General features: G+C 46.8%; 8 protein-coding genes. 3 read left to right on the forward strand and 5 right to left on the reverse strand.

Features of this window, described 5'->3' with window-relative positions:
• Positions 1-170: 170 nt before the first annotated feature.
• Together BUA34_RS15905 and BUA34_RS09150 are read right to left on the reverse strand one after the other, a co-directional pair.
• Positions 171-323, reverse strand: a complete 153-nt coding sequence (locus tag BUA34_RS15905; RefSeq protein WP_175545441.1) for a hypothetical protein — start codon at positions 321-323, stop codon at positions 171-173.
• 11 nt (positions 324-334) lie between these two features.
• The gene (locus BUA34_RS09150) at positions 335-1,984 is read right to left on the reverse strand and encodes a hypothetical protein (RefSeq protein ID WP_072828595.1); all 1,650 of its coding nucleotides are present in this window, start codon (positions 1,982-1,984) and stop codon (positions 335-337) included.
• Positions 1,985-2,494: 510 nt separating this feature from the next.
• Here BUA34_RS09150 and carA point away from each other — a divergent pair.
• Positions 2,495-3,625: a glutamine-hydrolyzing carbamoyl-phosphate synthase small subunit gene (gene carA, locus BUA34_RS09155; protein ID WP_072828597.1), complete on the forward strand. Its 1,131-nt coding sequence runs from the start codon at positions 2,495-2,497 to the stop codon at positions 3,623-3,625.
• Complete coding sequence (gene carB, locus BUA34_RS09160; RefSeq protein WP_072828599.1) at positions 3,618-6,881, forward strand: carbamoyl-phosphate synthase large subunit; 3,264 nt, start codon at positions 3,618-3,620, stop codon at positions 6,879-6,881. Before carA ends, carB begins: the two co-directional genes overlap by 8 nt.
• Before the next feature lie 149 nt (positions 6,882-7,030).
• Here carB and BUA34_RS09165 read toward each other — a convergent pair whose 3' ends face one another.
• On the reverse strand, positions 7,031-8,527 hold the full coding sequence (locus BUA34_RS09165) for a glycoside hydrolase family 30 beta sandwich domain-containing protein (protein ID WP_072828601.1): 1,497 nt from the start codon (positions 8,525-8,527) through the stop codon (positions 7,031-7,033).
• 154 nt (positions 8,528-8,681) lie between these two features.
• Entirely contained in the window at positions 8,682-9,479 is a 798-nt protein-coding gene (locus BUA34_RS15760; RefSeq protein ID WP_139255917.1) for a hypothetical protein, read from the reverse strand.
• 92 nt (positions 9,480-9,571) lie between these two features.
• Here BUA34_RS15760 and BUA34_RS09175 point away from each other — a divergent pair, with 92 nt between their 5' ends.
• Positions 9,572-10,456: a DMT family transporter gene (locus BUA34_RS09175; protein WP_072828605.1), complete on the forward strand. Its 885-nt coding sequence runs from the start codon at positions 9,572-9,574 to the stop codon at positions 10,454-10,456.
• A gap of 55 nt (positions 10,457-10,511) precedes the next feature.
• Here the strand turns inward: BUA34_RS09175 and BUA34_RS09180 are convergent, their stop codons facing one another.
• On the reverse strand, positions 10,512-13,460 hold the full coding sequence (locus BUA34_RS09180) for an alkyl/aryl-sulfatase (protein ID WP_072828607.1): 2,949 nt from the start codon (positions 13,458-13,460) through the stop codon (positions 10,512-10,514).
• Between the last annotated feature and the right edge of the window lie 90 nt (positions 13,461-13,550).

The following is a 13,550-nucleotide window of genomic DNA, read 5'->3' on the forward strand; positions in this document are numbered from 1 at the left end:
CCTGTTTTTTGTTAATTGCTAGCGGGAATTATCCGTGATGAGCTTTTTCGAATGGAACCATTCCTATTCCATGATGAATAGGTGGAGTTGGGTCATAGTTGCTATCTTGCAGTAAGTTTGACTGTCGCTCTAATTCGACAATCTTCAAACTTGGAGGTGCATAATTTTTTTTAATCTTCAAGTACGGCTTCAATATCATCATCGTTACAGGAATTGCAGTCTATAATACAGGAACCATCCAGCAGGGGTGCTTCTTGCTTAAATTCTAGCACGGTCATCTGAGGTTTAATATAGCTTGTTTTTTGTTCGATAGTGTTATTCATTGCACACTCCCCTATTGCTTAATGACCTTTTTGCCGTAATAGACTCCACGGACCTTTGAATATGCGTTTACCTTACGACCCTTGATGTCGTAGTTCGGCAACATTGTGAATTCACCTGTGCGGGTGTTCATGCGTGCCATGAACGTTGTTTTTTCGCCATTTTCGGTTTCGTCGACAAACTCAGCATCGATCGTTTCGGGGATGTTGCTTATGCTATATTGGGCCGAATTTTGGCCTAAAACAGCCTGTGGTTGTGGGCATTGGAGCTTTACGTTGCTATCACTTTTTTTAAGGTAAGCGCGGAAGGGATATGCAAATGGGTAATCTGTTGAATTTTCTTTAATCGCAATTTTCCCGAATTTACCTTTTGCAATTTGAGCTTCGTTACTACCCGCAAAAGCGTAAGCCAAGCCAAGTTCTGTATCACCAGGTTCCCATACCTTATAGGAATAAACTCCGATAAAGCTCCATTTACCTTCTGAAACTGATGTTGTTAGGTCATTAGGTGCTTGGAAAGTTGCTTTTCCATCATTCAAATTGAATTGCAGCTTGTCTTCTTCAGTCAAGACTGCATAGGGTGTGTTTGCTTGTGGAAGATTGCCTGCGCCGATGTTTTTAAGCGTTGCCTTCCATGCACAAGCATCACTCTTTTGAACAACTTCTTGTAAGTAATAGAACTTAGCGTTGATGGTTGAACCTGATGGTAGGCTGAATGGCAATACGACTGTTGATGGAACCCCTGCCGTAAAAGTACGATTGTAGTCGATAGATACGACTTCCGTTCCCTGAGGTATATTGGTTGTTGTACCTGAGTAATTGCCGTTGATAATTGCACGTTTGGTGTCGTCACCATTTGTTATGATTTGCACAAAGTAATCGGGAGTGAGTGTTTTGCCTTTAATGGCATTATTGATATCTGCGGTGCTGCTGGAATAGGTCCCGTTACTCTCGTCCTTAAGTATAAGTCCTTCGGCGATATTCAGGGCCCCATGAGTGGTAGAGTCGGAATTTGCATAGAAGCTGTTGGCCCAGTTGATATTGATGTTTCCGGTTTCGGACTTTATACCAACGTATACGGGTTTCGTGCTTGTGCTTGTACAAGTTGTAGAAACGTAGCCACCATAAATTTCAATATTGTTTTGGGCCCAGATAGCGTCTTTGGCATTGGAGGTTACAGTAACATGACCACCGTAGATTTGAATGTCTCCATATGCACTCAAACCTCTACCATATTGAGTACCTGTGTTGTTTAGAATCAATGAACCCGTTTGGTTTTTCTGCCCGAAGAATTTAATATTGCCACTGCTCGTTTTACTCCCCACTCCAATAGGATGATTATCGTCACTTTGGCTGTTGAAATTAATAGTGAATTTAGCCTTATCTGCAATAATGAATATCACATTACTTGCGGTAAGATGAATGATCCCTGTATAGGTCAATTCTTCATTAACCGCAATGCACTCAGAATGAGTGTTAATTTGATTTTGGTGATCGTTGAGGTACTTTTGATCTAGCAGTAAACAGTTTGATGCTATTTTTGACGAACCATTTTCGCCAATATAGTTGGCTGTGACTTCCGTTCCCCACCCGTTTACCGTCATGAACAGGGCTATAGGCAGAGCGTACTCTAGTTTTGTTGTAATTTGTCTTTGCAATTTCATTTTCCCTTCTTCCTTTAAATTTGAAAATTCGTCTATAGAAAAACGTCTGGAATCAATCGAGTCGCAAAAACAAAATTGCAGACATCTCCCCGTCCCTGTTGTACTTATGAAAAAGATATAAAATTGTTATGAAATTTGTATAATTTTATTAAAAATTGACAAAAAAACGCTCCGAAAACAGTCTGCGAATTAATCCCATATACATGTATTTTACATTTCTTTTCCGAACGCCAAAAGTGTTTTACAAAAATTGAATAATACCTTGAAATTTTTCGAAAATAATGGATTGTCGCGGGCCTGTCATTTTACTATAATTTCACGCCGATGAAAAGAATGGAACTTGTTGACTTCGAGCTCGCCTTCAAGCAAGCAGCCTCGACCCACAAAAAGGTCGGTTGGGTTTCAGTTTTTGACAAGACTATTCATTTTTTTAAGAGTTTTAATTTTAAGGCAAAGGCATTTAGCTTTTGCCTTTCTTTTTACCCCAACAACTGTGACGTAAGGTAAATCATGAACGAAAAATTTCAATGGAAAGCAAAGCGCGAGCGCAAGGCTTTTATAGCCTTGGCTGACGGAGCCGTATTCCACGGTTACGCCTTTGGCGAAAAGAAAGATACCGTTGGCGAAGCCGTGTTCAACACCGGTATGGCGGGCTACAAGCAGATTTTGACCGACCCGTCTTACGCTGGCCAGTTTGTCGTTTTCACCACGGCCGAAGTTGGCGCTTACGCTACGAACTTTGAAAAGTCCGAATCCCGTCAGGTTTTCTTGAACGGAATTGTCGTGAATTCCCTCGACTGGGTTTCCAAGGAACTGAACGAAGAATCGCTTCATGATTACATGCTCGCCCAGAAAAAGGCAGGCATTGCAGGCGTTGATACTCGCGCCCTCACGCTCCACCTCCGCACACACGGCGCCCAGAAAGCTTACCTCCACGTCGAAGACACGGAAATGACCGAAGCCGAAGCTATCGCAAAGGCAAAGGCTTGGGAAGGCCTCGACGGTCAGGATTATGCGAGCAAGGTGAGCGACCCGAACGGCTACGAATTCAATAACGAAGGCAAGTACCACATTGTCGCTCTCGATTTCGGTATCAAGACGAACATCTTGAGAAACCTCGCCGCACAGGACATGCGCATCACAGTTATGCCGATTGGCACGAGCTACGAAAAGATCATGGAACAGAAGCCGGATGGCGTGTTCCTCTCCAACGGCCCTGCCGACCCGAACAGCCTCCCGCAGGTTTACAACATGGTCAAGCAGCTCCTCGGCAAGATCCCTCTCATGGGTATCTGCCTTGGTAACCAGCTCCTCGGCCTTGCTCTCGGTGCTAAGGTTTCCAAGCTCAAGTTCGGCCACCACGGCTGCAACCATCCAGTCAAGAACCTCTTGACGGGCGCTGTCGAAATCACGTCACAGAACCACAACTACGCCATTGACGAAACGTCTCTCCCCGCCGATGTCGAAGTCACGCACATCAACCTGAACGACAACACGGTCGAAGGCATCCGCCACAAAAAGTTCCCGGCATTCAGCGTGCAGTACCATCCGGAATCTGCCCCGGGTCCGAACGATTCCATGTACTTGTTCGAAGAATTTAAGAAGATGATTGAAGATTTCAAGGGAGGCAAGAATGCCTAAGCGTACCGACATCAAGAAGATTATGCTCATCGGTTCTGGCCCGATTGTGATTGGCCAGGGCTGCGAATTCGACTACTCCGGCGTGCAGGCTTGTAAGGTGCTCCGTCGTGAAGGTTACGAAGTGGTGCTCGTGAACTCCAACCCGGCAACCATCATGACTGACCCGGAAATGGCTGACCGTACCTACATCGAACCGCTGAGCGTCGATATTCTCCACGAAATCATCCGTCGCGAACGCCCCGATGCATTGCTCCCGACTCTCGGTGGCCAGACCGCCTTGAACCTCGCCATGGAACTCAACGAACGCGGCATTTTGGACCGCTACCAGGTGGAACTCATCGGTGCTAAAGCCGAATCCATCCAGCGCGCCGAAGACCGTCACCTGTTCAAGGAAGCCATGCTCAAGATCGGTCTTGACCTCCCCCGCTCCGGTTCGGCACACTCCATGAGCGAAGCTACCGCTATCGCCCACACCATCGGCAGCTGGCCGCTCATCATCCGTCCGGGCTTTACGCTTGGTGGTACTGGTGGCGGTATCGCCCACAACGAAGAAGAATTCGAAACCATCGTGAACCGCGGTCTTGACGCCTCGCTCAACAACGAAGTGCTTATCGAAGAATCGCTCCTCGGCTGGAAAGAATTCGAAATGGAAGTCATGCGCGATAAGAAGGGCAATGCCGTTATCGTCTGCTCCATCGAAAACCTGGACCCCATGGGCGTGCACACCGGCGACTCCATCACTGTCGCCCCGATCCAGAGCCTTGATGACCGCGCTTACCAGGCCATGCGTGACGACTCCCTGAAGGTCATGGAAGCTATCGGCGTGGAAACCGGCGGATCCAACGTTCAGTGGGCTATCGAACCGAAGACCGGTCGCCGCATCATCATCGAAATGAACCCGCGTGTGTCTCGTTCTTCTGCTCTTGCATCTAAGGCAACGGGCTTCCCCATCGCAAAGATTGCAGCACTTCTCGCTGTGGGTTACACGCTTGACGAACTCCGCAACGACATCACGCAATCGACCCCGAGCTGCTTTGAACCGGCTCTCGACTACGTTGTCGTGAAGGTTCCGCGCTTCACATTCGAAAAGTTCCCGAAGGCAGATTCCACGCTCGGCACACAGATGAAGTCTGTGGGCGAAGCCATGGCCATCGGTACGAACTTCAAGCAGGCCATGCAGAAGGCTCTCCGCTCTCTCGAAACGGGATTCGGCGGATTCGGTGCCTGCGCCAAGTGCGAAAAGTTCAAGGAATACGATGACGAAACGCTCGCCAAGGAAGTCGCACGCCCGAGTGCAGAGCGCATCTTCGTGGTCTACGAAGCATTCCGCCGCGGTTGGGACATCGAAAAGCTTTACGATGTGACCAGAATCGACCGTTACTTCTTGCGTCACCTCGAAGAACTCGCCTGCTTCGAAGACGAAATCACGGCTGCAGGTTCTCTCGAAAACCTCGCCAAGGATAAGGCTCTCTTCCGCCAGGCCAAGGAATTCGGCTTCAGCGATATCCAGATCGGTTACCTCTTCCACAAGACTCCGGAAGAAGTCATGGCAGTGCGTAAGCAGATTGGCCTCGTTCCGAGCTACTACTCCGTCGATACTTGCGCCGGCGAATTCGAAGCTATTACTCCTTACTACTATAGCTGCTACGCCGACAATACCGAACCGGTCCGCGAAATTCCGGGTCACCAGAGCAAAAAACGCATCATGGTGCTTGGCGGCGGTCCGAACAGAATCGGCCAGGGCATTGAATTTGACTACTGCTGCTGCCACGCTGCATTTACGCTCCGCAAGCACGGCTTCGAAGTCATCATGGTGAACAGTAACCCCGAAACGGTTTCTACCGACTACGATACTTCGGACAAGCTCTATTTTGAACCGCTTACGCTCGAAGACGTGATGGGCATTTACGAACGCGAAAAGTGCGCGGGCGTGATTGTTCAGTTCGGTGGTCAGACTCCGCTGAACCTCGCCATGCGCCTCAAGAAGGCTGGTGCAAATGTCATCGGTACAAGCCCCGAAGACATCGACCTCGCCGAAGACCGCGACTTCTTCAAGCAGCTCGTCACCAAGATTGGCATCAAGCAGGCTGAAAGCGGCATTGCACACAACGTGGAAGAAGCCCTCGCCATTGTCGATAAGATCGGTTACCCTGTTCTTGTGCGCCCGAGTTTCGTTCTCGGTGGCCGCGGCATGGTGATTGTTTACAAGGAAAAGTACCTCCGCAAGTTCGTGGAAGAAGCTGCCGCCATTGGCGAAGGCAAGCCGATCCTCATTGACCGCTTCCTCGAAGACGCAACCGAACTCGATGTGGACTGCATCAGCGACGGCAAGCACACCGTTATCGGTGCTATCATGGAACACGTGGAACCCGCAGGCATCCACTCCGGCGACTCCGCTAGCGTTATCCCGCCGATGACCCTCTCCAAGGAAATTCAGGACAAGGTTCGTGAATTCGCTAAGGAATTTGCCAAGGAACTCCATGTTGTTGGTCTCATGAACATGCAGCTCGCCGTCAAGGATGGCGAACTCTACATGATCGAAGTGAACCCGCGTGCATCCCGCACCGTTCCGTTCGTGTCCAAGTCCATCGGTGTTCCGCTTGCAAGCTATGCAACACGCTGCATGACCGGCGAATCTCTCGAACAGATCGGCTTCACCGACGAAGTCCACGTGCCTTACGTGAGCGTTAAGGAAGCCGTGTTCCCGTTCGTCAAGTTCCCGGGCGTCGACATCACGCTTTCTCCGGAAATGAAGTCCACCGGTGAAGTCATGAGCCTCGATCGTGACCGCGGACTCGCTTACCTCAAGAGCCAGCTGGCATCGGGCAACAAGGTCCCGAGCCAAGGCAACATCTTCGTCTCGCTCAAGGACGAAGACAAGCAGAAGGCAGTTCCGCTCATCAAGCGCCTCGTGGACATGGGCTACCAGATTTACGCCACCCGCGGCACCTCCACGATGCTCTACAACGAAGGCATCAAGACCCGCGCCGTGTTCCGCATCTCCCGTGGCCGCCCGAACCTGCTCGACCTTATCCACGATAAGGAAGTGCAGTGGATCGTGAACACCACCGAAACTGGCGCAGAAGCCATGGTCGACGAAATCCAGATGCGCTCCAAGGCTGTCGTCTCGGGCATTCCTATCACGACGACCATCGCCGCCCTCACCTCTACTGTGGAAGGCCTCATGGACAAGCACGACTTCGGAAGATTCGAGGTCTGCAGCCTCCAAGAGTACCACAGACATGTGAAGAAGTAAGTGAGTTATTAGGGGAAGGTCCCTGAGCTTGTCGAAGGGCCCCCCACCCTAATTGTCATTCCGGCCTCCGAGCCGGAATCACCTTTCAGAACTTTAAACGCAGACTCTTTTGAGCCTGCGTTTTTTAATTTCCGTCTTTCTCTCTAGATCTATCTCAACACCACTCGTTGCGTTTTGGCATTGCCGCATTTGACCATATAAATGCCGCGGCTTAAGCCCGCGCTTGTCATGGCGTTGCGGAGTTCGCCGATGTGTTCCGCTTGGAATTCACCGATAAACGTGCCAATCGGGCTAAATACTTTATATGAGCTTTGACGGCTTTGGGGTACAGAAATCCTGCTGAAAGCAATTGCTTCTGTTGAATCCTTGGGTGGTTCCACCTTTGGCTCTTGCCACAGAATGAATTCGACGGTCGTTGCACTGCGTGCTGGGACGCTGTAACTGCACTTTGTATCGTCAACCTTGACTTCGCTTCCTTCCTTGAGGTTGTTCTTGTCGTCGGTGACGTAGGGCTTGAAGCTTCCAATTTTTGTGTTTCCGAAGTCAAAGTCCGCCTTGAATTCCTCATTATTGGAATTGAGAATGACGACTGCGATTTTCGTCTTGAGGGAGTCGCGGTAGGCTGTGACCTTTACATCTCTTTCGGGATTTTTTGTGGCATCAATTCTCCAGGAGCCGGGGCGTGCAAAGCGGCTGTAGTTTCCCATGACCCAGAGTCGTTTGGTGGGTTCCAAGTTGTCGGGGCTCCCTTGTCCTTGCGGCCAAAGCGCTCCGTTGCCGCAGCTGGGTTCGCTGCAAGAATAAATCCACCAAAAATGCCAAGCGTTCATGTTCGAAATGGTAAGGGCGTCGTGAATCATGTTTGCAACGCGGAGCGCGCTTCCCATGCCAACGTCTTCCCTATTGCTTCCGAGATCGTAGACTTCAGTTTCCCAGAATTCCTTGCCGGCTTCGTGGATTTCAGGGTAAGCGGCTGGGTCTCCGCCGTATTCGTGCGTTCCAAAAATGTCCGTGTATTTCAAGGCGGCGGGATTGTTGAAGAATGCTTTTTTGTAATTGGGGAATCCGTACCAGTTGATGGCTTCGGTGCCAATAATTTTGATGCCCGTGGTATCAAGGGTGGGGCCAAGATAGTCGCCGACCCAACGTGCCAATTCATCGGGTTCGTAGTGGTTGTCGCCGGTGCCGTCGGGCTCATTTTGTGACGAAATCGCGTATAAGTTTACGCCTGCCTTTCGCATGTCTTGCGTAAACTTTAAGATGGTGTTGGCCCAGTCCTGCGCATGATTGAAATCCAGGTGTTTTTTGTCGCCATCGTAATTTACAGTGTATTTGGATGTCCATGGGGCTGCCCAAACTTTGACACCGTATTCACTCGCCTTTTTTGCAATACTTGTTTCGGAGGTGGAGCCATCCGGAGCAATACGGATGCGGTGCAGCGTAAGCCCCGCGCCGCTGGTGGAATCCCAAAGAAAGGCGGCGTTTTTGTCGGTGATGGAGCCCGCCCATGCCGATGCGGCACCAAAGCCGCTGATGCGCTGGTATTCCTTGCCCATGTCAACATTTATCGTTGCAGCCCCGGCAATGGTGCCCAAAAATGCGATGGAACTCGCAAAAAGAGAAAATCTCTTCATTGAAATCGTCATATAGCCTCCCAATTCAACTGTACATAATGTAAAGTAAACTGGAAAATTCACTTTTGATAAGGCTAAAAATGAATTCGTTTTGATAAAATGACAACGATAATGGCTTTATGGCGTCAATTTGCTAATTTGGGACTCAATGTTTGAAGGCTCTCGCCTACTGAACTTCAAAAACCTTATCTTCAAATTTGAAATAAGAGAAGTCTTTTTCAGAAGCGGGAATGTCGATACGATGTTTGCTATAGCATTTGCATGTTTCTGCCGATCGGATGTCTGTAAGTTTTAAGGACAACGTATCGCCAGAACGTTCGAATGAAAAGCCTGCGTCGATGGAACAATAATCTTGTTTCCAGAATTCGACTTTGAAGGAACCGTGATCGTCAATCAACTTGGCTTTTTTTATTTCATTCCCAAGTCCCTGTTTTGCAAGATCAATAGCTTGCAAACATTCTTCTATCAAAATGGAAGGCTCTTTCGGCTTGCTCTCGATCGCTTTAATTGAATCCATGTTGACTCGAACAGGGGGATAGCAAGAGACTGTCATATATATTGGCGGAGGACAAATGCCTTCCTGTAAGCGATGGTATGTTTCTTGACCATTTTCGATGTAAATAGTATCAACGCAGCAGGCCGCAGGATTATAGTTACCACCATCTGGCCAAGAACTGCTCATTCTCGGGAAAAAAACGGATGAAGACGATATGCCTTTTTCACTGGATGATGATTTTTGAGAATCGCTTGACTGCGGAATTGTGCTTTCACTTGATGTTGGGTTTGCACTTTCACTAGAGGAGGTTGTTGTGTTTGGTGATGGAGGTGCTCCTGCGCTAGACGATAAAGTCGCATAATCATCACGTGTAGAAGATACCGCGTTCGGGGCTTCTTCGGAACAAGCCGATATCATAATTGTAAAGCCTGCCAAAAATCCCAAAGCAACCAATATCTTGGTCTTCATATTTCCTCCTTACTTTGTAGTACTATATTCAATATACATTTTTTTGGGGAATAAAGACTGATATGAAAAGTTTATACTAGATTTGATGTGCTATGAATAAACTGCTTGATCGAAAAATAGGACCACTTTTAATAATTATTGCCGCTAGCTTTTGGGGATGCATGGGCATTTTTGTCCGAACGCTTAGCGACTTTGGCTTTAGCGCCATCCAGATTGTCTCCATAAGAATTACGCTTGCTGCATTGTTCTTTTCTTTGATTTTGTTTATCAAGAACCGCGCGGGCTTCAAAATTTCCTTGCGGGATATTCCGCTATTCTTGGGACTTGGCGTCGGGAGCATTTTGTTCTTTACGGTCTGTTACTTTTCTGCCATAACGATTATGCCTCTTTCTACGGCGGCAATACTTTTGTACACCTCGCCCATTTGGATTATGTTGATGTCGGCGGTGCTTTTTCACGAAAAGATAAACCGTCAAAAAATCATTGCACTCGCCTTGGCATTTGCCGGCTGCGTTCTGGTTTCGGGTATTTCCGGTGATGGAATTACAGCTGTCGGTTTGTTGCTCGGTATCGGCTCAGGTGTCGGATATGGGCTTTATAGCATCTTGGGTACGATTGCGTTGCGTAAATATTCCCCCTACACCGTCACCACATATACGTTTTTGATTGCTGCAATCGGTTCTTGGTTTATTTGCCGTCCGGCAGAGGCTCTCTCCATTTTCTCCAAAGCAACTAATTTTAGCGGACTTGTTTTGTTGTGCTTTCTGACGGCTCTTGTTACCGCCGTTATTCCGTTCCTTTTATACACGCTTGGACTCCGCTGTGTTGAAGCGAGCAAGGCCGGCATTCTTGCGACTGTCGAGCCTATGGTCGCAACAATTGTCGGTATTGCATATTTTTCCGAATCTTTGACGCTGTTGTCCGGACTTGGTATTTTCCTTATTCTTTCGGCAGTCGTGATTTTGAATAAACGTTAAAAGACCGTAGCTCATAAAACTACGGTCTAAGAATAATTGCTAGAAATTATATCAACTATTTTCGATAGACGAGTCTACCGGTGACGAACATTTCTTCACCAGATTGGTAGAAAGTCTCTACAATTGCGTTCTTATCGATTTTTGAAACATCGATAACGGCAGAATCGTTTTGGATTACGTCATTCAATTCAACGTTGTTGCATTGGAGCCTGTTGTGTGATGCATTATGAACCGTGATAGATCTTTTATCGTCCGCGACGGACTCCAAGAAGAAATTTTTCCCGGTAGATTTAATTTCGCACGAAAGCTCTTTATAGCGCTTGTAGAGTTCCTTGAAGAAATCTGCAACATTGAGAGACTGCTTTGAAGATTCTTTGGTATCATTGTTCAGATAGCGCCATGCTTCAAAGTCGTCATCTTCAAGAGAAATGTTGGTTTTAGAATTGCAAAGATAATAATCGGCAACATACGTTTCGAGCAAGACGATACTTTGTTTCAACTTTGCAAAAGATTCTTCATCAAAGTTGTTCCCTTTATAGCCGTAATCATTCTTTAAATAGCTACGGTACAAGTATCTATAAAGTGCGTACAAGGTATAGAATAATTCGTACTGCATAAACTTGCCGTCATTTCCAATTCCCATGCTTTTGTCACCTGGAATAAAGAAATCGCCGTCAAGAATGACATGAGTGTCCTCTTTTAACAGTTTGTAGTAATCGTTCCAGCTTTGCTTATCTTCTTCAGAAAGAACAAGAACTGGTGTTTTTTTATTGAACTTTCCGACATATTTTTCAAGCAACAAAATGCAATCGCTTACTTCCTTTTTCAAATCAATTGGATTATCGCCGCTAGCCTTCACTTCGCTATCATGCCTGCCAATTATATCGAAATATTTGAAGCGCTTGTAACTTGCGACATTGATCAATGCGTTTGATATATCGCGAAGGATGTTGTTTTCAACACTGTACTTACCGATTGCGACACTCTTGAGTTCATCAAAGGAGACATTAATTTTATTATCAGACTTATTGTATTCTTCTTCAGTGATTTCGTAATAGAGAATTGCGCCGTTCTTAACGACAAAAGCAAAATAAGTATAAATGCCGTTTTTCAAGACTGCAAGGGTACTATCGCAATTGAACTTGGCCGCCAATTCACCGTCAAAGAAAATCGATATATAATCTAGCAGCGTTTCTGGAGGCATTTGTGCCAACTGATCAGACTTCACTTGATCTGGCTGAAGTTTTTTGTTGACGAGTTCATAAGCCGCGCTCAGGTATGCGTTGCGCCAAGTTCCCGATTCGCACTGGGCTCCAAGTTGTCGCAACGCTGTAGCGCAAAGATTCCTGACTTTGTCAGAGATATCATCGCAGTCGCCAGAAAGAATCATCTGGTTCGACATGTAAGCGGCGGTCCAATAATTTCCTTTGGCGATATCTTCGTCAATCATGGACAACATCTTTTCACGGCTACCGGCCATTACATAACGAAGTGTTTCCTTGGCCAACTGTTCTGGCGGAAGTTCCTGAAGGTGTATTGGGTTGGCGTCGTACCAGCCAAGATATTTTTGATACACGGCTTTTGCATTATGTACAGGCGTTCCGTAGAATGGCTTGAGCGTCCAATTTTTTTGCATGCCCCTCGGTAATACGAGCATGTCCGCTACTTCATTCATCTTGTAGCCCATGTTCATATAAAGGAGTGCTTGGTCATGAATGTACTTGTAAATGGACGCTGTTTCGATAATGAAGTCGCGTATATTAACTGTAGGAACATCGTTTTCAGTTGTGCCGTTTTTCCAGTGAGGCCAGTTATGACTCTGGAAAATAACATTAGTTTTATTGCCATATTTAACGGCTGCTTCCATCAAGAAATGCGACCAAGCCTTGGCATCACGGATTTCTGCACCACGAAGGGTATAAAGGTTGTGTAGTGTACCAGAGCAGTTTTCGGCGAGCCATAAAGCTTGATAATCTTGAATGTAATTGTTCATTTCGGCCGGTGCTTCTGTTCCCGGAGTTAACTGGAACTCGACTTTAATTTCGTCAAGTTGCAATGTAACGTTTTCCAAAATTTCAATTGTTGGCCTACCTACTGCGGATGGTTTTCCGGTAGACTGCCCTTGCCCAATGCCGATACTGATTTCTCCGCAAAGATCGTTTTCATCCATCGGCTTGATAAAACTTCCGTATTGATAAGAAGCTCGCCTGCCCATGGCATTGCCCAAGTAAACGTTTTCGCTGACGGCGTGGTCGTAAAAACCTGCGGGCGCAAGGATAAAACAGTTGGCGACTTTTTTTACGTCATCCTTGGATTCTTTGGCATTTTCGGTGTTTTTCCCATCATCTTCATCATCGCTATTTTCGATGATTTTCCCATTATTGTCAGGATTCTTGGGATCGATAAAGTAATCCATAACGGTTTCCATACCGCCATAATGGTCAATGTGGGAATGGCTGATAATCATACCGACGATGGAACCGCTAAGCGAATAATCAGAGTACGTTTTTTTCAAATATGCTTCGAAAAGATCCATCGCAACTTTTGTGCACTCGTTGCTCATCAAAGTGTCAAAGACAATCCAGCGCGGGTCTCCCCCACTTGGGTTACTCCTTACAAATGTAAGGTTGGACATGTCATAGCCACGGACTTGGTAAATTTTACCCGGCAAAACTTCAAATACGCCAGACAAATGGTTGCTTGCACCGTTTTCCCAAAGGTTCGGATGAACGCACAAATGTTTATTGGCATCCATGCTATCTTCGGGAGTATATGCGTTTCCTAAAAATGTGTAATTCTTTTGAGACCAAACGCCTGTGATATCGGGAAATTTTTCCGAGCAGCATTTGCATTTTGCCGTGTTGTATTCGGAAGAACGTTTGTTTCCATCTCCGAGACCGCTACGCAGTGCTTCATAGTGATTTTTGATACGTGTAAATGCACTTGATTCAAATTTTTTATTAACAGATGCTTGCGGATCAACGCTAGGTGTGTTGTCTGTCATGTTTTTCCTTTTATAAGTGAAATTGAACTTTTGTTATTAATTACTACCACAAACATACAATAAAGTTACAACAATAAAATAAAATCGTCA

Origin of the sequence: Fibrobacter sp. UWB12 (assembly GCF_900142485.1) — a bacterium.
Taxonomy (GTDB): Bacteria; Fibrobacterota; Fibrobacteria; order Fibrobacterales; family Fibrobacteraceae; genus Fibrobacter.